Origin of the sequence: Streptomyces noursei ATCC 11455 (assembly GCF_001704275.1) — a bacterium.
Taxonomy (GTDB): domain Bacteria; phylum Actinomycetota; class Actinomycetes; order Streptomycetales; family Streptomycetaceae; genus Streptomyces; species Streptomyces noursei.
In genome coordinates, this window is the sequence record NZ_CP011533.1 from 6,038,009 (window position 1) to 6,061,932 (window position 23,924).

The following is a 23,924-nucleotide window of genomic DNA, read 5'->3' on the forward strand; positions in this document are numbered from 1 at the left end:
ACCCCCAGTAGTCTAGATAATTGCCCGCAATTAGCGTCATTGGTGCGTCAATGACGCTCGCCGCGGCGCACTGTCCTCCCGAGAGAGAGCAAGCGAACTCCCCATGGCGTCCAGCACTTCGTCCGGTACGTACGACATAGGCATCGACCTCGGCACCGCCAACACCCTCGTCTACGCGCGCGGCAAAGGCGTGGTGCTGAACGAGCCCTCCGTGGTCGCCGTCAACGCCGCCGGCGACGTCGTCGCCGTCGGTTCGGAGGCCAAACGCACCATCGGCCGCACGCCCTCCGGGATCACCGCGATGCGCCCCCTCCGGGAGGGCGTCATCGCCGACTTCGACGCGGCCGAGCAGATGCTGCGCGCCCTGATGAAGAAGGCCCTGCCCAGCCGCCGCTTCTCCCGCCCCCGGGTCGTCATCTGCGTCCCCTCCGGCATCACCGGGGTCGAACGGCGCGCCGTCATCGACTCCGCACGGGGCGCCGGCGCCCGCGAGGTGCACCTGATCGAGGAGCCGATGGCCGCCGCGATCGGCGCGGGCCTCCCGGTGGCCGAACCGGTCGGCTGCATGGTCGTCGACATCGGCGGCGGCACCACCGAGGTCGCCGTGGTCTCCATGGGCGGCCTGGTCACCGCCCAGTCCGTGCGGGTCGCCGGCGACGCGATGGACGCCGCCATCTCCACGTACATCAAGAAGGAGCACGGCCTGGCCATCGGCGAGCGCACCGCCGAGGACATCAAGATCGCCATCGGCTCGGCGGTCTGGACCCCGGACGACGACCGCCCGCTCCCCACCCGCCTCGCCGTGGGCACCGCGTCCGACTCCGTATCCGACCCCGCGTCCGACGGCGAGACCGACGCCGAGTCGCCCGCGGACAGCTCGGCGCGCCCCTCCCCCCACTCCTACACCGTCCGCGGGCGGGACCACCTCAGCGGCCTCCCGCGCCTCCAGGAGATCACCGCGGAAGAGATCCGCACCGCCCTCGCCGAACCCGTCGAGGCCATCGTCCGCGCCGTCCACAACACCCTGGACGACTGCCCGCCGGAGCTCTCCGGCGACATCATCGAGCGCGGCATCGCCCTCACCGGCGGCGGCGCCCTGCTCCGGGGGCTGGACCGTCGCCTCCGCGAGGAGATGGGCGTCCCGGTCGTGGTCGCCGACGCCCCGCTGGACTGCGTGGTCAACGGCACCGCCAAGTGCGTCGACGAGTTCGCCACCCTCCACGGCCTCCTGACCGGCGCCAAGGAAGGGCCGCGGAAGTCCGTGCGGCTGGGGATGTAGGACTACGACGAGGGCCCCGCGGGGCGTACGCAGGGCGGGCGGGCCTCACGCCCGTGCTGCGTACGCCTCCAGCCCGTCCAGGATCCGCTCCAGCCCGAACTCCCAAGCCTGGTCCCGGGATTCGCCCCGGGCGGCGCCCGCCAGCGCGGCGCTCAGCGCGGGGAACCGCTCGGACCGCCCGACGAGCAGCTCGTTCAGCGCGGCGCTCAGCACCGCCTCCGGCTCCTTCGCGGGGGCGCCGCCCACCCCCGTCGACGCCGACACCTGCGCGATGGACCGGACGTGCCCGCTCACCACCAGCACGGCGTCCAGTTGCTCGCCGCCGGTCAGCCCGGCGCCCGCGAGCGCCGCCAGTGCGCGCTCCGTCCAGCCGAGTTCGTTGGGGCCCATGACCCGCGGCCCGACGAGGGCGCTCAGCAGCCATGGATGCTGGGCGAAGACCGCCGCGAGCCGCTGCGCCCAGTCCCGCAGCGCGCCCCGCCAGTCGCCGGCCGCGGCGCCCGCCGGCTCCGGCGGTTCGCCCATCGCCGTGTCGATCATCAGGGCGACCAGCTCCGCCTTGCCGGGCACGTACCGGTACAGGGACATCTTCGTGAAGTCCAGCTCCGCCGCGACCCGTTGCATGGAGACCGCGCCGAGCCCGCCGGTGTCGGCGAGGCCGATGGCCGTCCGCGTGATCCGCTCCAGGCTCAGCGCCGGCTTGGGGCCCCGGCTCGGCCGCTCGCGCCCGCCCCACAGCAGCTCCACGCTGCCCGCCTGATCCCCGAACACACTGCTCTTCTCGTCTCCAGCCACCTCCGCATCCTAAAACTGTGTCCGGGGGTATACAGATCTGTGTCCGGGGGATACAGTTGTTGTGTCGCCACACCACGCAGACACAGGGGGGAGCGTCCGATGACGCGCGAAACGACGCCGCACCACACGGACAAGGCAACGGACAAGGCACATGAGGCGCGGGGGAGGTACGGGGCGCACGAGAGGTGTGAACCGACGCCGACCTCCGCCGCGCGGGGGCGAACGGTCCTCATCTCCGGCGCCAGCATCGCCGGCCCGGCCCTCGCCCACTGGCTCGCCCGCTATGGCTACCGCCCCACCGTGGTCGAGTCGGCGCCGGCCCTCCGCGGCGGCGGCTTCGCGGTCGACTTCCGCGGTGCGGCGCACCTGGCGGTACTGCGGAAGATGGGCGTCCTGGAGGAGATCAGGCGGCGCCGCACCGGCGGTGGTTCGATGACCTTCATCGACGCCGGGGGGAATCATGTGGCGGCCCTCCCACCCGAGTTCGCCGGCGGCGACGTGGAGATCCTCCGCTCGGAACTCTCCCGCATCCTCTACGACCACAGCCGCCCCACTCCCACCCCTCACGACGACACCGCCACCCCTGCCGCCGTCGCCGGCACCGCCTACCTCTTCGGCGACTCCCTCACCTCTCTCACCGAAACCGCCGACGGCGTCCACGTCACCTTCGAGCACGCCCCGCCCCGCACCTTCGACCTGGTCATCGGCGCCGACGGCCTGCACTCCACGGTGCGCCGGCTCGCCTTCGGCCCCGAAGAGGACTTCGTCAGCCACCTCGGCTACTACGTCGCCGGCTGGGATCTCCCGCACGGCGCGGCACCGGACCTTGCCGCCCACGCCGTCGGTTACAACGAGCCCGGCCGACTGGTGACGGTCGGCCGCGTGCCCCGCCGCGCCGCCGACCCCTCCTACGCGGGCGAGGCGTTCTGCGTCTTCGCCTCCGAGCGACTGGACCACGACCGCCGCGACCCCCGGGCCCAGCGCACGGCCCTCGTCCGGGCGTACGAGGGAGCGGGCTGGCGCACCGCGGAACTCGTCGGGACCGTCCGGGATGCCGACGACCTCTATTTCGACGCCATAAGCCGCGTCGACGCACCGACGTGGTCACGGGGTCGGATAGCGCTCCTCGGCGACGCCGCCTATGGCGCCACCGTCGGCGGGATGGGCACGGGCTCGGCGATCGTCGGCGCCTATGTCCTCGCCGGCGAACTGGCCCTCGCGGCCGGCGACCACCGCCGAGCCTTCGCCCGCTACGAGCAGAAGCTGCGGCCGTATGTCTCGCGCTGTCAGGAAGGCGGCCGCGGAACCGGTGCGTTCCTGGCCCCCCTCACCCAGGAGGCGATAGCGGCCCGCAACTCCGCGCTCAACGACCCGGACGCCCTCACGGCCATGCTCCAGGAGGGCCACGACATCTCCGCCGACATCTCCCTCGACGACTACCCCTCGCTCGTCCACCACGACACCGGGTCGGTCCGGAACGCGACACCCTGACCGGCGCGGCCGTACTCCCCGGAGCTCTGGGCGTCCTCTTCAGAGGAATGTGGGCCCTGTGGAATGGGGGTCCTTTATGAAAGGCCGGATCCATGAGGGAATTCGGGAGGGGCAGGTGGCCACTCGGCCCTCCGCACCCCTCCGGTCGGCGGGGTGCCGCTCCACCTTGAGATGCACGAGCGTGCGTTCTGTCGGTGCTTACGGTTCCTGCATGTGGCAGCCCGACGACATTCTCATGACGCAGAAGATAGCCCCGCTCGTGAACCGGTATGTGTTCACGCTTCCGGAAAGCGGTGAGGTCATCGCCTTCGCGGAGCAGAAGCGGTTCGCGTTGCAGGAGCAGCTGACCTTGTGGACCGATGAGGACCGTTCCCGGGAACTCGGCGGATTCAAGGCGCGGGAGGTGATCGACCTCGGGGCCACGTACGACGTGACAGGGCCCGGTGGGGATCTCGTCGGCAGCTTCCGCAAGGACTTCAAGGCGTCTTTTCTGCGGTCCACCTGGCATCTGACGCAGGGGAAGGAGGCCGCCGCCGTGGGCAAGGAGCGGCGGGTCGGCGTGGCGCTTGCGCGACGCGCGTGGGACGTCGTCGATCTGGTCGTGCCGCTCGTCACTTTGCCGCCCGTGCCGTTCGTCTACCACTTCGACTTCGTCCGGGACGGGCGGCCCGTCCTGGCGGTCGAGCGGAAGTGGGGGATCCGGGACCGGTACGTCGTCCGTATCCAGGATCCGGGGTTGGACCGGACACTCGCGCTCTGCATGGCAGTTGGGCTGGACGCCCTGCAGGGGCGCTGACGGTCGGGCACCGGACAGCCGGGCGGACCGTCCCGCCACATGGTGGGGGAAGAAGGGGACGGTCGGCGGGTTCAAGAGCGTCCTCGGCCTCATTAAGTTCATTCTCTGACCGCCTCGGGAACTCCTGTGGAATCCCTTCCTCGTTTCCTCGGTGGGCGGTTGGTTTTATGGAATGAAAGGTGCTGTAAATCATGGACGAGTTCAACCTCGACGCTCGCGTGATCGTTTCCGCCGACCCGGCTCAGACGTCGCTGTCCCCGGTTGCCAGCGTCGCCTCGCGCGTCGCCAGCAAGTGGGCCGTCAAGCAGACCATCCGGCAGACGATCAAGATGACGGCCGCCTGCGCCGCCGTCCGCACGAACGGCAAGTGCTGACCGCGCTGCCGATCGCGTCCGATCACCACGGTGGGGTCCTCCGGAAGGAAACGGAGGACCCCCTCCGAAGAGCCTGTAGAGCCCCACACATGCACCCCAGCCCCCTCCTGCCGCCCGAACTCGCCGCCCGCGCGAACGCCGTCGCGAGCGTGATCCGGGAACGACTCGACAGCCCCGCCGGCGCCGATGCGCACGCCGCACGCGCCGCCGGGCAGAGTGATCTGTCCTTCTGGAACGGCGCTTCCCTCAGCGAGGGGCATGCCGGGCTGGCGCTCCTCCACCTCCACGCCGCCCGTACCGCGGAGCGCGGCGCGGAAGGGGAGTGGTCGCGCGACCGGGCCTTCTCCTTCGTGCGCGCCGCCTTCGCCGCCACGCAAGAGGAAGCGCTCACGCACCCGGGGCTCTTCGACGGCACGGCCGGCCTCGCCTTCGTGCTGCGCGAGGTCGCGGCCGACGAGCCCCGTTTTCTGCCCAGCCTCGCCGCACTGGACGAACAGCTGTCCCGGCAGGTCCTGGCCATGGAGCTGCCCCGCCGGCCCGGTGCCGTCGCCGCTCACCACTACGACCTGGTCTACGGGTGCGCGGGCGTCCTCGCCCACCTGTGTCACGTCCGCCCCACGACCCCGCTCGTCGAGCAGGCGCTTCAACGGTGCCTGCGGTACCTGATGTGGGTCGGTGCCGATCAGCGATGGGCCGTCGAGGGACGGCTCGACACCGGAATGTCCCACGGCGCTGCGGGTATCGCCGCCGCCCTGGCCACGGCCTGGCGGCACGGTCACCGGCTGCCCGGGCAACGCCTCGTCCTCGACCGGCTGGTGGCGTGGCTGCTGGAGGTCGGCAGCCGCGGAGGCCGACAGCTCCGGTGGCCGCGATCCGTCCCCGTGGACCCGCACCTCGACGACGGAGACGAAGCCGTGCCCGCCTGGTGCCACGGGACCGGGGGAGTGGCCGCCGGGCTGCTCACCGTAGCCGACGCGACCGGCGACCGGGCCCTGGAAGCACGGGCGTTCGCCGCGCTGGACGGGCTGCTCGACCGGGTCGCCGCCGGGGACGTGCCGCGTTCGCCCACCGTGTGCCACGGCCTCGCCGGATGCGTCGCGCTCGCCCACGAGTTCGCCGCGCGGGGCAGCGAGGGCGCCGCGCGGGGACTCGCCCGGCTCGTGACGGAGCTGCTCGACGCCGCCGAGCCCGAGCGGGCCCTGGTGTACCGCGACCGCGAGACCACCGGGCACGTCGTCGACAATCCCGGGCTCCTCACCGGCGCGGCCGGTGTCGCCCTGGCCCTCCGTGCCACGGCCACCGGCCGCAGGCCCAGTTGGTGGCGGGTGCTCTTTCTCCGGTGAACGCAATCGACAAGGACCTGACACGCACCATGCCGCGGTACGAAGCCCTCGACTTCCCTCTTCTGCGGGCACCTGCCCTGCCGGTCGAGGTCTGGCGGGAGACGCTCGCCGACCGCGACCTCACCCGCACCCGCGCCCGGTTGCGCGCCATGGCGGACAACCCCCGCGTACGCCACGGGCTCGTCGCCGCCGGCAGCGGACTGCTCGACGGGCTGGCCAAGGTCGAGGCCGCACAGGGACGCGCGAGCGGCAAGGAGACGCGGCGCGTCCACTCCCGGGCCCTGCGCTACCTCACCCGCATGAGCACCCGCCCCACCCCCTTCGGGGCCTTCTCCGGCGTCGCACTCGGCTCCTTCGGTGAGACCACCACCGCCCGGCTCGGCGAGACCCCCCTCGTGTCCGCCCGGGTGCGGGCCGACATGGGATGGCTGCTCGCTCTGGTGAAGGACCTGGAGGGTGCCCCGGAGGTGCTCGAACGGCTCAGCGTGTCCATGAACGCCATGGCGCACCGGGTGGGCGACCGGCTCGTCCTGCCTTCCTCGGATGTGCACGGCAACGCCGACCGGCGATCGGTGCGGGTACGGCACACCAGTCCGCTCAGCCATGTCCGGCGCCTCGCCCCGGCCGCCGCGCCCGTCCCGTACGCCGAGGTGGTCGCCGAACTGACCGACCGGTTCCCGGCCGTCGGGCACGAGCGGATCTCCGCGTTCGTCGCCGAACTGGTCGGCCTCGGGCTGCTCGTCACCGACCTGCGGCCGCCCGTCACGGATCCCTGCCCGGAGGCGTACGTCCTGGCCCGGCTCACCGCCGCCGGGGTGGAGCACCCCGCCGTGGCCGGACTGCGCGAGGTCGTCGACATGACCCGGACCGCCGTCCACGACGATACCGGCGCGCTCGACAGGCTGCGCCTGGCCCAACGCACCCTCGTCCCCGAGTACCGACACCAGCCCTTCCAGGTCGACTCCGCCCTCGGCCTCGCCGATACGGCCATCAACCGCCAGGTCGCCGACGAGGTCGCCGAGGCCGTCGGCTGCCTGGCCCGGCTGGGCCGGGCGGCGCCCGGCGGATACGACCACCTCGCGCCGTATCACGAGGCGTTCATGGAGCGGTACGGAAGCGACGCCCTCGTCCCCGTCCTCGAACTCCTCAGCGCCGAGCGCGGCCTCGACGCCCCCAACAGCTACCTCGATCCACCCCGCGCCATGGTCATGCACCAGACCGGCGGCGAAGGAGACCCGCGGACCGCGCGGGCCCTGGTCGCCCTGGCCTCCCAGGCGTGGCGGAGCGGAGCCGACGAGGTCGAGCTGAGCGACGAGGTGCTGCGCAGGCTCGTCCCCGCGGACGAGGGCGACACCCGGCGCGGGTGCCCCGGCGTCGACGCATACGTCCAGATCGCCGCGTCCAGTGCCCGCGCGATCGACGACGGCGACTGGCGTGCCGTCCTCAACAGCGACGGTCTCGGCGAGGGCGGACGCACCTTCGGACGGTTCTTCCACCTCCTCGGGCCCGCCGCCGAACGCCTCCGCTCCTACGCCCGTGCCCGGGAAGCCCTGGAGCCCGACGTCGTCGTCGCCGAGCTGGCGTACCTGCCCGGCAACGGGCGCGGCGCCAACGTGGCGATCCGGCCCGCCGTCCACGGCTACGAGATCCCGGTCAACGTCGCACCCTCCGCCGCCCCGGACCGGATCATCGACCTCTCCGACATCCACGTCGGCGCGACCGACGACGGCCTGCGGCTCTACTCGGCACGGCTCGGGCGCGAACTGGTCGTCGTCCAGAACCACATGCTCAGCCCGCTCGGCGCGCCCAACGTGTGCCGGTTCCTGCTGGAGGTCTCGCGGGCCAGGTATGCGATCCCCACCGGCTTCACCTGGGGCCCGGTCGAGGGCGCCCCGTACCTGCCGCGCGTCGTGCGGGGCCGGGTCGTGGTACGGGCCGCCGAGTGGAACCTGTACCCGACCGGCGCGCGGGCCCCGCTGGACACCGCTCCCGTCCCCGTACCTCGCACCGCCGCGGAGTTGGCGGAGTGGCGCCGCACCTGGGGCGTTCCCCGCCACGTCTACCTGGCCGACGACGACAACCGGCTGCTCCTGGACCTCGACCACCCGGCCTGCGCGGACGAGCTGTTGACCGATCTGCGGGCGGCCGACGAGCGGGTCACGCTCCAGGAGGCGCTGCCGGATCCCGACAGGACCTGGCTACGCGACAGCGCCGGACGCGGGCACCTGGCCGAGGTCGTCATCCCGCTCCTGGCCGCGCCCGACGGCACCGAGGCCGCGCCGCCACCGGACACGGCTCCGGCCCGCGAGGCAGCGGCGGAGGCGATACGGCGCAAGGCCCGTCCCGCCGCCCACCCCAGCCATCTGCCCGGCTCCGAGTGGTCGTACCTCAAGCTGTACGCCGCCCGTGACCTGCACGACGAGATCGCCGCGGTCGAACTGGCCGGACTCGTCGGGGAGATACGGGACGCAGGCGCCGACGTCGACCGGTGGTTCTACATCCGGTACGCCGACCCCGACGCGCACCTGCGCATCAGGACCCGGACACCGGCCGGCGGCACGTCCGCCCTGGAACCGCTCCTGGACTGGGGGCGCTCCCTCGTCCGGCGGGGGATCGCCGAGCGCCTGGAGGTCGCCACGTACCACCCCGAGGTGAGCCGGTACGGCGGTCCCGCCGTGTACGACCACATCGAGGAGTTCTTCGCGGCGAACAGCGCCGTCTCCGCCCAACTGCTCGGTCTCCTCTGGGACAAGGAGCCCGGACTCACGGCCGAAGCGGTCACCCTGGCCGCCGTCGACGCGCTGTACGCCCAGTGGGGTCTCGACGTCCGCGAGCGTCTCGCCGCCATGCCCCGGCCCGCCGAGGACAGGGAGGCCCGCGAGCGGTACAAGAAGGACCGCGACTATCTGTGCGAGCTGCTCGCCCCCTGGGACCGCCGCCCGCACCTCGGGGGCCGCGCCCACCACGAGCGCCTCGCCCCGGTTCTCGCCGGCCAGGTCGACGCCGTCCGCCGGGCCTCGCGGGCCGTCGCGGACGCGGAGGCGGCCGGAACGCTGTGGGGCACCCGGGACGCCGTCCTGGCCAGCCTCGCGCACATGCAGGTGAACCGGCTGCTGCCCATGGACCGCCCCGCCGAGGACCGCTGCTACCTGGTCTGGGGGCACGTCCTGAACTGCCTGCGGGGGAGGCCCCGTGACTGATCAGGAAGCCAGCGGCCAGACCGTGCCCGAGGAGCACCGGCGCCTCTCCCGGGACCTGCGCTACTGGTGGCTCGTCCTGCGCACGTTCTGGGGACTCAGCCCCCTGAGGGTCTCCGCGCTCGCCGTGGCCACGGCACTCACCGCCGCCGTGCCGGCCACCGGGATCTGGCTGACCGCCAGGGCCGTGCAGGCCGTCGTCGACGCCCTCACGCGGGTGCCGGACGCCATGGACCGGCTCACCTTCGCCGCCGCCGGCCTCGTCGCGGTCTCGGTGGCGGAGCACATCCTGACGTCGCTCTCGCAGTACCTGAACTCCCTGCTCCAGTTGGAGTTCACGGCCAAGATCGGTGAGCGGGTCATGGTCAAGGGCACCCGCATGGACCTCAGCGCCTACGAGGACCCCGAGGCGTACGACCGACTGCAGCGCGCGCTGCGGGAGAGCGGCAGCGGCACGGCCTTCGAGGTGTTCGAGGAGATGATGCGCACGCTCACCGCGCTGGCATCACTGGTGATGGTCAGCTGGGTGCTGTTCTCCTGGAACGTCTGGATCGCCCTGGCCATCCTGCTGGCGCCGCTGCCCGCGCTCGCCGCGCACGTGGTGTTCAGCAAGCAGGGCTACGCGATCGAGTACCACCGTGCGCAGGACCGGCGCCGCGCCTTCTACTACCAGGACCTGACGACGACGGACTCCTCCTACAAGGAGGTGAAGCTGTATCAACTCGGCCCCCATCTCGTAGGCCGCTACCGGTCCCTCGTGCAGGAGTTCTTCCGCGTCGACCGGGCGCTGGCACGCCGCCGGCACGGCTGGTCGGCGACGCTCGGCCTGGTCAGCGTGGGCTGCTCGGCGGGCGCGCTGGTCTTCGCCCTCAGATCCACCGCGGACAACGGCCGGATCGGCGAGCTCGCCGGGTACCTGCAGGCGCTGGGCGCGGTGCACGCGGCGGCCACCGGGCTGCTGCTCGGCGTGGCCACCCTGTACCAGAACACGCTGTTCACGGGGAACCTCTTCGACTATCTGACGCTGCCCGACGGGCGCATCACGGGCGGCACCCGGCCCTTCCCGCGGCGCCTGACGCACGGCATCGAGTTCCAGGACGTCACCTTCCGGTACCCCGGCACCACGACCACCGCCCTCGACCGGTTCAGTTGCTTCATCCCCGCCGACACCTGCTGCGCGATCGTCGGCGCGAACGGCGCGGGCAAGAGCACCATCGTCAAACTGCTCTCCCGCCTCTACGAGCCGACCAGCGGCCGCATCCTCGTCGACGGCGTGCCTCTCGAGGAGTACGACACCGACGACCTCCAGCGGAACATCGGGGTCGTCTTCCAGGACTTCATCCGCTACGAGATGCCCGTCCGGCACAACATCGGCTTCGGCCGCCTCGAACACCTCGACGACGACGCCCGCCTGCGCGCAGCGGCCGGGTCCAGCGGCGCCGCCGAGTTCATCGACCGCCTCGCGGACACCTACGACACCACACTGGGACGGCACTTCGAGGGCGGCCACCAGCTGTCCGGCGGCCAGTGGCAGAAGATCGCCCTGGCGCGGGCCTTCCTGCGGGACGCGCCGATCGCGATCCTCGACGAGCCGACCGCCGCGATCGACGCCGAGGCCGAGGCCGACATCTTCGGCCGGCTGCGCACGATCTGCTCCCGGGCGACGTCCCTGGTGATCTCCCACCGGTTCTCCACCGTCCGCATCGCCGACAAGATCCTGGTCGTGGAGGGCGGTTCGCTCATCGAAGAGGGGACCCACGAGGAACTGCTCGCACGCGGCGGGACCTACGCCCACCTCTTTCGGCTCCAGGCCGACGCCTACCTGCCGGGAACCTCCGCATGACCGCCGCCGCACAGGAAGCACCCATGACCCGAACACCCCCGCTGTCCCTCATGTACCCGCTCATGGCGTACGACCTGGACCACCTCACCGCCTTCGGCGAAGTCGTCCGGGAGCTGTCCCTGGAGCGGCTCTACATGGGGCAGTCGGTGCTGGTCGACACCCACCATGCCTTCGCGCACCTCGCCGGGCGCGGCATCCGCGTGCCGGTCGGCACCAGCGTGGCCCTGACTGCTCTGCGCCACCCGCTGGACGCGGCGATACAGGCCAGGTCGCTGGCCCTGCTGACCGGCGCCGACGTCGTCGCCGGCTACAGCACCGGCGACCCGGCGTTCGTGACGGCGCTGCGCGGCGCACCGTACGCAAGTCCGCGCACCGCCGTCGCCGAGTACCTGACCGTCGTGCGACGGCTCCTGGACGGCGAGTTGGTGGACTTCCAGGGGCGCTATGTGCGCGTGGACGAGGGACTTCCCCAGGTCCCCCACCCTCCCGTCTCGCTCGGCGTCGGCGTGCTGCGGCCGCGCATGGCGTACACGGCGGGCCAGGTCGCCGACGTGGCGATCACCCTGCTGACGCCGGCCGCCCACCTCAGGGACCGGATCGTGCCCGCGCTCGCGCGCGGCGCCGCCTCCCGGGACAGGGCGGTCCCCGGGGTGACGCAGATCGTGCCGTGCGCGGTGCGCAAGCCCGGCCGGGACCCGCGCCGGCTCGCGTTCGCGGCGCACGAGCTGCACCTGGGCGGTGAGCACTACGCGGCGATGCTCCGCTCGGCGGGCCTCGGCGTGGACGCGGCCGACCCGTGGGCCGGGGCCGGCGTGCTGGTCGACAGCGGGGTCTTCGCCTACGGCACCCCTGACGAGCTGGCGGACCAGCTCACCGGCTACGGTGAGGCGGGGGCCACGGAGATCGCGCTGAGCTGTGCGGGGGTCCTGCTGACCGAAGGGCCCGACGCCGCGCTGGCCGACGTGCGGGCCATCGTGGGGGCGATGCAGGACCGGGCCGTGCGCCGGGCCGACGAGGGCCCCGGGTTTTTTACGAGCAGCCATCCCGAGTTGAGTTGAGGGGCAATCACATGCTTCTGGAATTCGTCCTGTTTTCTCTGATGGACACGGTGTTCTGGATAGGCGGCAAGAGTCTTGACAGGGCACGTTCAGCGCGTCGCATCGCTGCTTTTCGGCGCGGTGAAAGGATCACGCTGCGCTGCCGGTTCCGCATTCGGGCACAGGGCCCCGCCATGCATCGCGGGAGAATCGTGGTCAGCTCGTCCGGGGTCGTCCTGGACGGGCCCGGCCCAAGAGCACTGGCGCTTTCCGGTCCGGCCGCCACGGCGACCGGCGGCGGGCGCTTCGGAACGGCCCTGGACTGCACCGTGACGGCCGAGGGCGGCTCCGCGAAGAAGATCGAACTGCTCGTCTCCACCTGGGACGCGAAACTGGTGGAGCTCATCACGGAGCACCTCTCCGAGCCCGTCTGACCCGCTTTCGCGAAAACACGTCGAAAACGATTTCCATCGCGCTGCCTTTCCGGCCCCCGCGCTCTCGAATCCCTTGTCTGTTGGTACCTTGAACGAGGTTTGACCGATTAGGGATGCTCTGACGGGGGGCGTGGATGATCCGGGTGATGATCGTCGACGATGAAATTCTGCTGCGGTCGTGCATGCAGCGCATTCTGGAGAGCGAAGCGGACATCGAAGTGCCGGTCGCCTGCGACGGGCGGGAGGTCCGCGAAGCCGTGGCGGCGCACCGGCCCGACGTGGTCCTGCTCGACCTGCGCATGCCGGAGGTCGACGGACTCACCGCCCTCGAATGGATCCGGGCCCACCAGGACCCGCCCGCGGTCGCCGTCCTCACGACGTTCCTGCGGGACGAGGACATCGCGGCCGCGCTGCGCTCAGGTGCGGCAGGCTTCCTGCTGAAGGACGCGACACCGCAGGAACTCGCCGACGCCGTCCGGGTGTTGGCAGCGGGCGGAACCGTGCTCTCCCCGGCCGCGGCACGCATCGTCGTCGACGGCTACCTCGGCGCCGGTCCGCGCCACGGCGAGCGGGACCCGCGCCTGGACACGCTCACCGAGCGGGAGCTGCAGGTGCTCGAACTGCTGGGGGAGGGCCTGACCAACGCGGACATCGGGCGCCGACTGCTGCTGAGCGCCTCGACGGCGAAGGAGCACGTCAGCTCGATCCTGACGAAACTGGGGCTGGCCAATCGCGTCCAGGCCGCCGTGGCGGCACACCGCGCCGCCACGGAAGGCCACCTGCGTCCGTCGGCCCTGGCCGAGACCCGCTGAACGCCCGAACGGCGGCGGGCCGGCCCCCGAACCCATCCCCTCACCCCGCCGTTTGGAGTTGAACCACCATGGCCCTCGGCAACGCGCTCTACGACCGGAAACTGGCGAGCGTCTACGACCGCATGTACCCGATCGACCACGACACCGCCCAGGCGGTCGAGTTCGTGGCCGGCCGCACGCCGCCCGACGGGAGCATCCTGGAACTGGGCGTCGGCACCGGCCGGATCGCGGTTCCGCTCGCGGAGCGCGGCTTCCGGGTGCACGGCATCGACGGCTCCGAGGCCATGCTGGACGAGCTGCACAAGCAGCACCCGCGGACCGCGGTGACCACCCAGTTCGGTGACTTCACCGAAGAAGGCACCGGCGGTGTCTTCGACACCGTGACCCTCCTGCTGAACACCTTCTTCGTCGCGATCACGAAGGAACAGCAGCTCGGCACCCTGCGACGGGTCCGCGAACAGCTCGCGCCCGAGGGCCGGTTCGTCCTGGAGGCGTTCGACCCGGCGCCGTACCACCACCTGGAGAAGCCGGACTTCTCGATGCGCCACCTCGACGAGCAGGCCGTCATGCTGGACACGCTCGCCGTGGACCGCTCGCAACAGCTCATGCTCTCGACGCACACCATCATCGACGGCGGAGCCCCGGCCACCCGTGAGCACGTACTGCGCTACGCCTTCCCCTTCGAGATCGATCTGCTGGCCGAACTGTCCGGGCTACGGCTCGTCGAGCGCACGGAGGACTGGTGCGGCACCCCGTACACCTCCGCCAGCCTGCGACACGTGTCGGTCTACGAGCGGGACCCCGACTCGCCCTGGGCGGCGGTCGCGGGCTGATCGCCCGGCGCCGGCCCCGACGCGGGGGGAGCGGCAGGCCCGAGCGGCAACTCGGCGCGCACCACGAACCCGCCGTCCGCAGTGGCCTCCGCCCGGAACACGCCGCCGACGAGAGTGACGCGTTCCCTCAACCCGGCGAGGCCGTAGCCGCTCGCGGGCACGTCGAGCACGGGGGCGACCGGCGGAGGCGTCCGGGGTGCCGGCTGGTTACGGACCTCGACGACGAGCGCGTCGCCCCCGGCCGAGGGGCGTACGGAGGCGGCGACCGGGGCACCGGGAGCGTGCTTGCGGACGTTGGTGAGCGCCTCCTGAACCGTTCGGTAGGCGGCTCGTTCCACGGAGGGGGCGATGGTGTGGGCCTCCAGAGCACCACAGTCGAGCGTCGCGTCCAGGCGGGCTTCCTCCACCAGGGTCGGCACGTTGCGGAGCCGGGCGTCCGTCCCGTCCGCCCGGCTCGGCCCGTGCCGTAGAACGCCGACGATCTCCCGCAGCTCCGCCATGGCGTCGGCGCTGCGGCGGCGTATGGTCTCGGCATCCCGCCGGACGGTGTCGTCGGGGGCGGTCGCCCACAGGGCGCCGGACTGCGCGGCGATGATGCCCAGGTGGTACGAAACGCTGTCGTGCATCTCGCGGGCCATACGGGTGCGCTCCTCCGCCACGGCCCGCTCGGCTTCCAGACGGCGGCCGTGCGCCTGGGAGGCGATCAGGTCCGCGAGCCGGGCCCGCAGCTCGGAGCGGGTGCGAAAGAGCAGCCCGAGCCCGGCGGGGCCGACGCTGAACATGAGAGCCACCTCGACCACGAACAGATGGTGGCTCCAGTCCACCGCCCCGCCGTCGAGGTCGTAACCGGACCACATGGTCGCCGCGAACAGCGCGGCCGTCGCGACGCCGACGACGGCACGGCGGGCGGTCCTGGACGCCACCGTGAACATGGCGATCATGGGAGCCAGCCACAGGTGGCCGGTGGCCATGGACGGCAAGGTGGCGAACAGCACGGTCACCGGGAAGCGGCGGCGCAGCACCAACGCGAACAGCGACGGCGGGCACACGAGCGCCGAGAGCCCGTCGAGCGCATCGTAGAGAGTCAGCAACTCCGCGGTGGCCGCCGCGACGACCACCCCGTCGACAGCGAACGCAGCACGGCGGGAACCCCCCTCCCCGCCCACCCCCTCACCACGAAACCGGAAGAACGCCCCACTCCGGAACCAGCCCCTGCCCCGGAACCAGCCCCTGCCCCGGAACCAGGATCCGCCCGGAAACAAAGCTCTGCCCCGAAACAAGGCTCTGCCCCGCGAGAAGAATCCGCGCCCGGTAGTGCTCATCGCTGCTCCCCCGATTTCACGGGCCAAAGACATCCGGATCCACGGATTCTCGGTTGCGATGCCCCTGCCCATGCCCATGCCCGCGGCCGACTGAAGAGCCGGGACGGTCCCGGGAAACCCCGAGAATCTTCCACCCCGCATTCTAGAAGATTGCGAAAATCCCCCAGATTTCGGCCTTACCCGCCCCGACCACAACCGAACAGCCACACCCAGCCACGAAGCCCCAGGGCCCCGCCCGAACCAGACCCTTGCCCGGCCCAGCCGCCTGCCAGGCCCAGACCTGTGGAAACGAACCGAACCCTTCCACTCCGGGTGCGCCCCACGCAGGACTCAAACCTGCGGCCAGCAGGCAGCCCCCCGATGCGACAGCCTCCTGCACGCCCGGACCTACGCTTCCCGCGAGCGCGAAGCGTACGCGACAAGAACAGCACCCCTGAGGCCACAACCCACCCCCCCCGAGACCTCAGCGCGCCACACCACACCCCTCTGACCAGCAAAAAGACCCTCCCGAAGGAGGGTCTGGTCTGGCGCCCCCGGCAGGACTCGAACCTGCGGCCAAGTGCTTAGAAGGCACCTGCTCCGTGTCCTGTCCAGGTCGCTCTGACCTGGGGTTTCTCTCGATAGGCGCCTGCCGCCGCGACCGCTTCGACACACATTCGACAGGAAGCTGCCTTATGACAGCAATTCGCGGCGGTGAGCACAGAGAAAGTTGTCTTCGACGACTGCACTCTACCGAGAGGGCTTGCGGCCCTGGTGGCCGGCCGAACGATCACTCGAAGGGTGCCCTGGGCCCGGGTGCTGGACTCAAGCCACCGTGGACGGTCGCTGACAGCGGAGCTGGCATCGGTGACCCATGACAGACATGGCACGCACCCAACTGACCTGCTGAACAGCGGATTTACCGCCTCGAACAGCTGACGCCTCATAGACTGTGAGGCGCTGAGCAGAGACAATCAGTGAAGTCCAGGTATCCGTGGCGCAGCAGGTGGGGGGATCGAAAGGGCATGTCAGACTTCGTGAGCGGCGAGGCGGAGCAGCTGGCCTTCGGCGAGGTGCAGGCCGTGAGTATCAGCCCTGCTCCCTTCGTGGCTGCCGCACGTGAAGCAACGGATCTCGTGCCAGTAAGAATCTCACTGGCCATTATTGAGCGATTTTCTGAAGGCTTGTACAGCTCTCCCAACAAAACCTTCGAAGAGCTCGTATCGAACTCGTATGACGCTGGAGCCGAACACGTTTGGGTGTACATGCCGAGTGACCTGTCTGCCCCGCATGCGTCGATCTTAGTGATTGACGATGGCGAGTCCATGGATGTTCAAGGGTTACAGGATCTGTGGCGAATCGGGAAGTCGCGGAAGCGCGAGGAGGGGCGACAGAGGAAACGGGAGCCGATCGGCAAGTTCGGCATCGGCAAACTCGCGACTTACGTTCTAGCTGAAGAGCTAACGTACCTCGTCCTTAAGGACGGTGTATATCGCGCCGTTACTATGGATTATCAGATGGTTCAGGGGGACATGAGTGAGCCCCACACCTTGAACCTTGAAGTAGTGGAGCTGACACAGGACGAGGCAAAAGAGGCGCTACTTTCAAACTTGCATGATTATGGCGTCCGCATGAAGACGGTTTTGGAAGTCCTGTTTCCCGACGACGGGGCTGGTCCCGAGAACTGGACTGCCGCCGTGATGACGCGGCTCAAGAAGCCGGCCCAGGGTATCCAGCAGGGGAGGTTGAAGTGGGTTTTGTCTAGCGCCATCCCACTTAATCCCTCTTTCAACCTTTACTACAATGGTGATTCCATTGAGGCGTCTAAGGCGCAAGGAGAGGTAATCTGGCGGTTCACCGTCGGTGAGTCGGAGGAATCTCTGCCTCCTGAGAGGAGGATTGGTAAGGCCGGTAGTTCCAAGGTTGATGGCGGCGAAGTGCCGGCGTACACACTCCCTCTGGCTGGAAAGGTCTGGGGGCAGGCCCAGTTGTTCTCGGATTCTCTACAGAAAGGGAATAGTGAGAAGTTGGGTCGCAGCCACGGATTCTTTGTTCGGGTTCGAAATCGCTTAATTAACCTTGATGATCCCACATTCAATGTGGGCCCAGAGCTCAGGCATGGGACGCTGACACGGTTCAATATGGTTATTAACGCGGATGACCTCGATGAGCTAGTCGCAAGCCCGCGTGAAAGCATTCGAGACTCGCCTGAGGTTCGAGAGCTAAAAGAATACATGCTCGCGGTATTCAACAGGGCTCGATCCATGCTATCGGCTCTCGATGAAAAAGATCGTCTTCCTGTGCTAACCCAGCAGGGGCGCATCTCAAACCCACCCCCGGGGCTTACGCAAGGACCTCTCAGGAGGATGCTGCGTAGAGCAGCGCAGGGTGACGCTGCCGTACGTGACTCTTTGGGTATTAAGCCCGACGAGAATGCGCTCCCTGGTGAGGTGTTTGATCAAGACGAGCGGCACGAGGTGCTTGAACAGATCCTCGTTGAGCCCTCCAGCGAAGATGGGCGGCTGATCTCTTATGATCCTCGGCGGCGGGCTGCAGTAATCAATCAAGCGCATCCCTTCATCAGCAACTATATTGACAACAAGGGAACGCAGGAAGCTCTTCAGTTACTCGGTTTGACGGAGTTGCTGACTCAGGCTTATATGCTGGACGAGAGCATCGATGCGGTTACTGTCAATCGCATCATGAAACGGCGTGACGCATTTCTCCGGGATCTTGTTAGTTACCACCCCCGGACTGCTCCGGTTGTTGCGAAGAATCTTCGCGAAGCCAGTAACGATGAGAAACTTCTGGAGGATGCGGTTGCGGACGCACTCTCCATCATGGGGTACCACGTCCAGCGGGTAGGCGGGGGTGGGACTCCTGACGGAATCGCTACGGTTCGTCTGGGGCGTCGTAATGGTGGGAAGAGCGAGAGCTACGCTCTGACCTACGATGCGAAGTCGAGTGGTTCTGACGCTCGGCGAATGCTGGATCCGGATAGCAAACAGCCGTCAGGCAAGACGCCGCGGATTCAGGCAGGTACCGCTCGCACCTCTGTCCTGCGGGTCCACCGTGAGAGGGCCGCCGGACAGTTCAAGTTGGAGATAGCCCCAAGCTACACTTTGCTCGTTGCTCCTGGTTTCCAAGGTGATGGCGATGAGAAGGCCCTCATTGGTGACATCTGTAGGAACGACGGGATTACGCCTATCACGGTGGAGGACCTCGCTCGGTTGGTTGAGCTTTTCCCTCTGCGCAGGCTATCGCCCCTAAAGCTAAGGGAAATGTTCTATCTGCATACTCCCGATGCGGTGAGAGATTTCGTCAATAAGATCGATGAACAGGAACCACCTGAGGCGCCCCCTGTCACAGAAGTGATCGACCTTCTTGTGCAGTATTCAGAGCGTCGTACACCAGTTACAGTCGATACCATCATGACTGCCGTGTACGAGCGTAGAGGGATTGACCTTGACCGCGACGAAGTGACTGCGATCGTAAGAGGTCTGGCTGCCCTGGCGCCGGTAACCATGTACTTCGATGGGCAGTTGGTTGCGCTTAACGCGACCCCGCAGGGACTCCTGGGTGAACTCACGCAGACGCTGGGAGAGTACCCGCACCGTATGAGCGATGCCTATAGGAGCGCTGTGCCTGTACCGAGGCAGCGAGATGGAGATGAAAAATGATCGTTACTCGGCCGGCTGTGCATCCCTTTCCTGCCCGAATGGCTCCGGAGTTGGCGGCAGCCAAGGTATCTCACCTCACAGGAAAAGCGGTTGTCTTGGATCCCATGATGGGATCCGGGACTTTTCCGCTTACTGCGGCCCGATCTGGTCACAAAGCGTTCGGCTGCGACACGGATCCCTTGGCTCTTGTGATCGCACACACCCTTGCGAACAACTACGAACTCGATGAGTTCGTGGCCGAGGCGGCCGCTGTTGTGCAGAGAGCGCGGGATGCCCGAGGGGTTGACATTATCGTTGATCCTGAGACGTCGAAATTTATTGACTTTTGGTTCGACGCGGACGCGCGGATGAGCCTAGCCGCTTTGGCATCTTCGATAGACCGCAGCCCTCGCCATCTAGTGGCACCTCTATGGTGCGCATTTTCTCGTCTGATCATTGCGAAGGATGCCGGTGCCTCTCGCGCGCGGGATGTATCGCATTCGCGTCCGCATAGAGTGCGAGACGCGGCCTCTTTTGATCCTATCGAAAAGTTCGAGTCCTCAGCCCTCGCTGTCGTGAAACGAGTGGCCTCCACTCGTGAGGAAAGCGACTCGACGGGTGGTCTTGCTTCACCGACGATAGTGCGCGCTGATGCGCGGAGGTTGCCGTTCAGGGCTGCCTCGGTGGATGCGGTTATGACCAGCCCGCCGTATCTCATCGCTATCGATTACCTGCGAGGTCATCGGATGAGTCTGGTCTGGATGGGCTATTCCATCGCGTACTTGCGCCGCTTGCGCTCTGGAAATATTGGTTCAGAAGCTGGACTGCACGTTAACCCCGACCTTGAGCAAGTTGTTCAAGCCTCATATTCTGGAGATCTCCCAGAGCGAAGTCGTCGAATCATCGGACGTTATGTTCGCGATATGGATCAGGTGATGTCTGAGGTTGCTAGAGTCGTTAAGGCTGGTGGCCCGGTATCCCTTGTCTTGGCAAATGCCCGTATGAATGGCGTGGACATCTCGATTGAGGAAATTCTCCTGCGGGTGGCCAGTCGGAGTGGCCTTTCGCAAACTGGCCGACTATCTCGCCCGCTGCCTGAAAGTCGGCGTTATCTACCGCCGCCAAAGGAATCGACTGGGGCTCTTGATGGAAGGATGAAGGAGGAAGTTATTTTGACCTTCGAGCGTGTCTGAAGCCGACTTCCTCAGTCGTCGTGAACCCCTCTTTAACATCAGGCAGTTGATTGCTGAGAGTGTTGTACTGGTACCGGTGCCGGCTGGGCCTGAGTGGGGAGCGGTAGGGGCGCGTTCAGCCGGGCAAGGTTGTTAGATAGCGGACTTCTGGGGCGTGCGAAGCTTGCCTTGGCGCACCAAAATCTAACGACGCACCATGCCGAATGAGGGAGGCCCAGTGCCGCAAGCCAGTCCGCGAGGTACGTACTTGCAGATCTCGGAGTCTCTGCGACAGAAGATCGAGAAGGGCAAGATCAGCGAGGCGCTGCCTTCCGAGGCTGAGCTGATGCGCACTTACGGCGTCGGGCGTAGCACGATCGGGCGGGCGCTCAAGGCGCTGAAGGCCGACGGCGTGATCGAGTCCGTCCAGGGCGCAGGGTGGTACGTGGCCGGGACAGGGGACCGCCGGCCGCTCGTGGACAAGGTCGTGGATCTTCTCCGGGCGGACGGGGTCCAGGTGGGCGACGCCTTCCCCTCCGAGAAGGAACTGTGCGAGCGGTTCGGGGTCTCTCGTACGGCGGTGCGCTCCGCGATCGCGCAGTTGGAGGGGCGAGGGTTGGTCGCGATGGGCGCCAACCGCCGGCGGCAGGTGCGCGCCCTCCCGGCCGGCCGAAGTCACCCGTAGCCTGGGTGTCATGGATCTCACCAAGCGGGCCTACAGCCTCGCCGAATCGCTGCTGTCCGAGCCGCTGCCGCGCCGCTGGGCCCACTCCCTCGGAGTGGCTGAGCGGGCCCGTTCGCTTGGGCCGATCCTCGACGGCGACGCTGCTCTCATGGAGGCCGCGGCCGTCCTGCACGACATCGGCTACTCGCCGAGTATCGCGTCCACCGGCTTTCATCCGCTCGACGGGGCTCGTTTCCTGCGCGATCAGGAAGGCGTGGATGACCGGGTGGTCCGGCTCGTGGCGCACCACTCGTGTGCCCTGCTTGAGGCTGAGGAGCGTGGGCTCCGCGAAGAGCTGGAGACCGAGTTCGAGCTGGAGCGGCCGGAGCTGGTGGACGCGCTTCTGTTCTGCGACATGACGACGACCCCCGATGGCGGCTGCACGTCGTCCCGTGCTCGGGTCTCGGAGATTGTCGAACGATACGGGCCAGATACGATCGTCGGCCGTTTCATCCAGTGGGCCGCACCCGAGATTCACGCCGCCGTGCAGCGGGTCGAGGAGCGTCTCAGCGCTGCCGAGGTACCCGGTCAGCCGAGGTAGGGAGCGGTGCGCGTGGCGTCCAGGCCGTGCGTAATCCGGAGCTGCATGGACGGGTGAATGTCCAGGGAATCGAGGTCCGTTGGGGAGACCCAGCGGACCTCTTTCGATTCCGAGCTGGTGCGCAGAGTGCCGGCGATCGGCCGGGCGTGGAAGCAAATGGAGAACTGCTGCCGTACCTCGCCATCGTCGTACGCCATGACGTGCTCGGGGTCCGTGTAGAGGCCGACGATGTCCTCCACCTCCACGGAAATCCCGGTCTCCTCTTCCACCTCTCGCGCCACCGTCTGCGTGATGCTCTCGCCCACGTCGTGGCCCCCGCCGGGAAGGGCCCACAGGTCGTTGTCGGTCTTGTGGATGAGCAGGATGTCCCCGTGGTCATTGCGGACTACCGCGGTTACGGACGGCACAACGGAGTTGGCCTTGGGTGCATTCGGATCACGGAAGTAGTCGATACGGCTCATGTCGCTCCGCCTTCATAGTCGGTGGGGGAGTCGATGGGCCGGGCGCCTTCCCATACCCGTTCCACGCTCTCCGCGTAGGTGTCGAACAGTTCGCCGCCGGGGACCCGTTGAAGATGTAAGACCGGTGCGAGGTAGGCGCCTACGCCGTAGACATGACCGTTCGCCAAGAGCTCGTTGTCGGCGCGGTAGATCGAGTTGTACAGCGTCGTTCCGTGCAGCCTGAACTCCACTCCTGGAAGGCGGAAGAGAGGGGCGTAGTTCGTAAGGGCGTTGCGGATTTTCGCGGCCATGGACGGGCCAATGCCCTCGTCGTCACCCCGGACCGCGACGGCCGGGCTACGGGGGTCGCCGAGCATGAAGCGCACCGGGACGCCGGCGGCCGACTTCTCACGCACGAGGCGGTGAAACCGCGGGTCCTCCGTGAGCCAGAAGCCGGAATACACCAGGACGTCGAAGTGTGTAGTGGCGTTGGCGTAGAGCTTGGTCCATGCGTCTTGCGGCACCACGTTGCGGTGCGGGTACAGCTTGACCAGCTCGGAGTCGCTTGAGGCGGTGACCTCTTCCGCGGTCCGTTCGTCCGGCCACAGATAGGAGACTTCCAGCCGGAGCATTGACGCCAGCGCGTACTGAAATCGCCGGTACGGCTTGCGCTTTGAGTCCGTGATCCAGCGATCGACGGTCTTGGGGACACCCCGAGCCGTGCCGCCACCTGGTCCAGCGTCAGGCCGCTCTCCACGATGGCGCCACGCAGTCGCTCGTTCGCCACTCGTCCTCCCCGTCGCGGGACGTCTTGGGACGACTTTGACTCTAGCGAGTTGGGCTCAAGTCGTACACGTACGGAGTCCAACGTCCGCCAGTCCGGCGGGAACCTGGTCATGTCGCTGATCGAGGGCGGCGGTTCAGGCATCGAAGACCCCACGGGTTGACGGCGGTGAACCGATCTGCCACGGTGAGAGACAAGTAATACATGCATCGCTTCGGTGGTGCGGGTGTTGCTGTTCCGTGTCGCCCTGAGGGCCGTGAAGCGGCTCGACGGAAGCGCCCGTGCGTTGACAACTGCATAGGTGGGCCCCGCCTCCCCGAGTCGAAAAGGCGGCCGCGCGGCCGGGAAGAGCCGCGCCTGCACCTCGCAACCCCGTGTTGCCCAGACGCCCCTGGCGGTTCGCCGTCGGGGGTGGTGGGGAGCGCTGGGCTCCATCTCCGGATCGAGGAGCAGACATGTTCGGACGCAAGACCGACCCGCAGGCGATCGCCGACCACAAGGCGGCGAAGCGCGCGCTGCACAACAACCAGCGCCAGGAGGAGCGGGCCGGGATCCGCGAGGAGACTGGCACCTACCGGGAGCTGAACGCCCGGGTGCTGGAGACCGAGAAGCGCGTGCCCTGGTATCGCCGCTGACGCGTTGCCCGATCCGCCCGTCCCGAACGGGCGGTGAGGGGAGTCGTCCAGAGGCTCCAAGGCCCGTCACGCAGCAGGGCACGCCCTCCGCCTGGCAGCTATCGGGCGCGCCCTGCGATCCCAGAAAGGATCGAGGGTGAGCATATTCCGCTCCCGCAGCGACGCCCAGTCCAGCGAGGTCGAGCAGCTGCATGCTGCGGCCCGCGAGGACTACCGCAGCCACAACAGCCCGGGGAACCGGGCGGCGGCCCGTGAGCAGTCGGGGCACGCCCGCTCCCACGGCAACGCCGCGGCCGGCGCCTGGCGCGGCCGCAAGTAACACCGCAGTCCGCCGGGGCGGTCGCCTCTCACCACAAGACCGCGACCGCCCCGGTTCCTCTCCGTCCCTTCGACACAGGAGCAACCGATGCGTACGTGAGCAATGCTCAATACCT

20 protein-coding genes and 1 pseudogene are annotated in these 23,924 nt (G+C 68.4%); 17 read left to right on the forward strand and 4 right to left on the reverse strand.

Going from position 1 to position 23,924, the window contains the following annotated elements:
* Positions 1-103 precede the first annotated feature (103 nt).
* Positions 104-1,279, forward strand: coding sequence for a rod shape-determining protein (locus tag SNOUR_RS25605; RefSeq protein ID WP_067351393.1), 1,176 nt, complete (start codon positions 104-106; stop codon positions 1,277-1,279).
* 45 nt (positions 1,280-1,324) lie between these two features.
* Here SNOUR_RS25605 and SNOUR_RS25610 read toward each other — a convergent pair whose 3' ends face one another.
* Entirely contained in the window at positions 1,325-2,074 is a 750-nt protein-coding gene (locus SNOUR_RS25610; protein WP_312633659.1) for a TetR/AcrR family transcriptional regulator, read from the reverse strand.
* 99 nt (positions 2,075-2,173) lie between these two features.
* On the opposite strand from SNOUR_RS25610, the gene SNOUR_RS25615 reads away from it, so the two are divergent.
* From SNOUR_RS25615 to SNOUR_RS25660, 10 genes are all read left to right on the forward strand, one after another.
* Positions 2,174-3,565, forward strand: coding sequence for an FAD-dependent monooxygenase (locus SNOUR_RS25615; RefSeq protein ID WP_079142876.1), 1,392 nt, complete (start codon positions 2,174-2,176; stop codon positions 3,563-3,565).
* A 235-nt stretch (positions 3,566-3,800) separates the two neighbouring features.
* Positions 3,801-4,361 carry an LURP-one-related family protein gene (locus SNOUR_RS25620; protein ID WP_312633661.1) on the forward strand — a complete coding sequence of 187 codons (561 nt, stop codon included), beginning with the start codon at positions 3,801-3,803 and terminating at the stop codon, positions 4,359-4,361.
* Between the two features lie 191 nt (positions 4,362-4,552).
* Positions 4,553-4,735: a hypothetical protein gene (locus SNOUR_RS46370; RefSeq protein ID WP_067351401.1), complete on the forward strand. Its 183-nt coding sequence runs from the start codon at positions 4,553-4,555 to the stop codon at positions 4,733-4,735.
* Between the two features lie 89 nt (positions 4,736-4,824).
* Positions 4,825-6,078 (forward strand): lanthionine synthetase LanC family protein, encoded by a 1,254-nt coding sequence (locus SNOUR_RS25630; RefSeq protein WP_067351404.1) that lies wholly within the window; start codon positions 4,825-4,827, stop codon positions 6,076-6,078.
* A complete protein-coding gene (locus tag SNOUR_RS25635) occupies positions 6,075-9,278 on the forward strand; it encodes a lantibiotic dehydratase (protein ID WP_312633665.1) in 3,204 nt (1,067 codons plus the stop codon). Before SNOUR_RS25630 ends, SNOUR_RS25635 begins: the two co-directional genes overlap by 4 nt.
* Entirely contained in the window at positions 9,271-11,118 is a 1,848-nt protein-coding gene (locus SNOUR_RS25640) for an ABC transporter ATP-binding protein (protein ID WP_067351407.1), read from the forward strand. The genes SNOUR_RS25635 and SNOUR_RS25640 overlap by 8 nt, the downstream gene beginning before the upstream one ends.
* A 23-nt stretch (positions 11,119-11,141) precedes the next feature.
* Positions 11,142-12,176, forward strand: coding sequence for an LLM class flavin-dependent oxidoreductase (locus tag SNOUR_RS25645; RefSeq protein ID WP_099055722.1), 1,035 nt, complete (start codon positions 11,142-11,144; stop codon positions 12,174-12,176).
* An 11-nt stretch (positions 12,177-12,187) separates the two neighbouring features.
* A complete protein-coding gene (locus tag SNOUR_RS46375) occupies positions 12,188-12,589 on the forward strand; it encodes a hypothetical protein (RefSeq protein ID WP_159425921.1) in 402 nt (133 codons plus the stop codon).
* Between the two features lie 134 nt (positions 12,590-12,723).
* On the forward strand, positions 12,724-13,401 hold the full coding sequence (locus SNOUR_RS25655) for a response regulator (RefSeq protein WP_067351416.1): 678 nt from the start codon (positions 12,724-12,726) through the stop codon (positions 13,399-13,401).
* A gap of 68 nt (positions 13,402-13,469) precedes the next feature.
* Positions 13,470-14,234 carry a class I SAM-dependent methyltransferase gene (locus SNOUR_RS25660; RefSeq protein ID WP_067351419.1) on the forward strand — a complete coding sequence of 255 codons (765 nt, stop codon included), beginning with the start codon at positions 13,470-13,472 and terminating at the stop codon, positions 14,232-14,234.
* On the opposite strand, the gene SNOUR_RS25665 is transcribed toward SNOUR_RS25660, so the two are convergent.
* Positions 14,189-15,400 carry a sensor histidine kinase gene (locus SNOUR_RS25665; RefSeq protein WP_067351422.1) on the reverse strand — a complete coding sequence of 404 codons (1,212 nt, stop codon included), beginning with the start codon at positions 15,398-15,400 and terminating at the stop codon, positions 14,189-14,191. The genes SNOUR_RS25660 and SNOUR_RS25665 overlap by 46 nt on opposite strands.
* A 1,217-nt stretch (positions 15,401-16,617) precedes the next feature.
* Here SNOUR_RS25665 and SNOUR_RS43345 point away from each other — a divergent pair.
* The 4 genes from SNOUR_RS43345 to SNOUR_RS25680 all read left to right on the forward strand — a co-directional run bounded on the left by SNOUR_RS43345 (position 16,618) and on the right by SNOUR_RS25680 (position 21,631).
* Positions 16,618-19,215, forward strand: coding sequence for an ATP-binding protein (locus tag SNOUR_RS43345; protein ID WP_159425922.1), 2,598 nt, complete (start codon positions 16,618-16,620; stop codon positions 19,213-19,215).
* A gap of 38 nt (positions 19,216-19,253) precedes the next feature.
* The gene (locus SNOUR_RS46380; protein WP_159425923.1) at positions 19,254-20,387 is read left to right on the forward strand and encodes a TRM11 family methyltransferase; all 1,134 of its coding nucleotides are present in this window, start codon (positions 19,254-19,256) and stop codon (positions 20,385-20,387) included.
* A 217-nt stretch (positions 20,388-20,604) separates the two neighbouring features.
* Positions 20,605-21,051 carry a GntR family transcriptional regulator gene (locus SNOUR_RS25675; RefSeq protein WP_067351427.1) on the forward strand — a complete coding sequence of 149 codons (447 nt, stop codon included), beginning with the start codon at positions 20,605-20,607 and terminating at the stop codon, positions 21,049-21,051.
* A gap of 10 nt (positions 21,052-21,061) precedes the next feature.
* Positions 21,062-21,631: an HD domain-containing protein gene (locus tag SNOUR_RS25680; protein WP_067351430.1), complete on the forward strand. Its 570-nt coding sequence runs from the start codon at positions 21,062-21,064 to the stop codon at positions 21,629-21,631.
* Here SNOUR_RS25680 and SNOUR_RS25685 read toward each other — a convergent pair.
* Together SNOUR_RS25685 and SNOUR_RS25690 are read right to left on the reverse strand one after the other, a co-directional pair.
* A complete protein-coding gene (locus SNOUR_RS25685; RefSeq protein ID WP_067351433.1) occupies positions 21,619-22,092 on the reverse strand; it encodes an NUDIX hydrolase in 474 nt (157 codons plus the stop codon). The genes SNOUR_RS25680 and SNOUR_RS25685 overlap by 13 nt on opposite strands.
* Positions 22,089-22,858 (reverse strand): annotated as a pseudogene (locus tag SNOUR_RS25690) (helix-turn-helix domain-containing protein). The gene SNOUR_RS25685 and the pseudogene SNOUR_RS25690 overlap by 4 nt, the downstream one beginning before the upstream one ends.
* Positions 22,859-23,310: 452 nt before the next feature.
* On the opposite strand from SNOUR_RS25690, the gene SNOUR_RS25695 reads away from it, so the two are divergent.
* The gene (locus SNOUR_RS25695) at positions 23,311-23,490 is read left to right on the forward strand and encodes a hypothetical protein (RefSeq protein WP_067351436.1); all 180 of its coding nucleotides are present in this window, start codon (positions 23,311-23,313) and stop codon (positions 23,488-23,490) included.
* 136 nt (positions 23,491-23,626) lie between these two features.
* Positions 23,627-23,809: a hypothetical protein gene (locus tag SNOUR_RS25700; protein WP_067351439.1), complete on the forward strand. Its 183-nt coding sequence runs from the start codon at positions 23,627-23,629 to the stop codon at positions 23,807-23,809.
* Positions 23,810-23,924: the final 115 nt, after the last annotated feature.

Excerpts from the sequence above, each read along its gene's own strand:
- SNOUR_RS25605 (WP_067351393.1), top strand. The coding sequence starts at position 104 with ATGGCGTCCAGCACTTCGTCCGGTACGTACGACATAGGCATCGACCTC.
- SNOUR_RS25615 (WP_079142876.1), top strand. The coding sequence starts at position 2,174 with ATGACGCGCGAAACGACGCCGCACCACACGGACAAGGCAACGGACAAG.
- SNOUR_RS25620 (WP_312633661.1), top strand. The coding sequence starts at position 3,801 with ATGACGCAGAAGATAGCCCCGCTCGTGAACCGGTATGTGTTCACGCTT.
- SNOUR_RS46370 (WP_067351401.1), top strand. The coding sequence starts at position 4,553 with ATGGACGAGTTCAACCTCGACGCTCGCGTGATCGTTTCCGCCGACCCG.
- SNOUR_RS25630 (WP_067351404.1), top strand. The coding sequence starts at position 4,825 with ATGCACCCCAGCCCCCTCCTGCCGCCCGAACTCGCCGCCCGCGCGAAC.
- SNOUR_RS25645 (WP_099055722.1), top strand. The coding sequence starts at position 11,142 with ATGACCCGAACACCCCCGCTGTCCCTCATGTACCCGCTCATGGCGTAC.
- SNOUR_RS46375 (WP_159425921.1), top strand. The coding sequence starts at position 12,188 with ATGCTTCTGGAATTCGTCCTGTTTTCTCTGATGGACACGGTGTTCTGG.
- SNOUR_RS25655 (WP_067351416.1), top strand. The coding sequence starts at position 12,724 with ATGATCCGGGTGATGATCGTCGACGATGAAATTCTGCTGCGGTCGTGC.
- SNOUR_RS25660 (WP_067351419.1), top strand. The coding sequence starts at position 13,470 with ATGGCCCTCGGCAACGCGCTCTACGACCGGAAACTGGCGAGCGTCTAC.
- SNOUR_RS46380 (WP_159425923.1), top strand. The coding sequence starts at position 19,254 with ATGGCTCCGGAGTTGGCGGCAGCCAAGGTATCTCACCTCACAGGAAAA.
- SNOUR_RS25680 (WP_067351430.1), top strand. The coding sequence starts at position 21,062 with ATGGATCTCACCAAGCGGGCCTACAGCCTCGCCGAATCGCTGCTGTCC.
- SNOUR_RS25685 (WP_067351433.1), bottom strand. The coding sequence starts at position 22,092 with ATGAGCCGTATCGACTACTTCCGTGATCCGAATGCACCCAAGGCCAAC.
- SNOUR_RS25695 (WP_067351436.1), top strand. The coding sequence starts at position 23,311 with ATGTTCGGACGCAAGACCGACCCGCAGGCGATCGCCGACCACAAGGCG.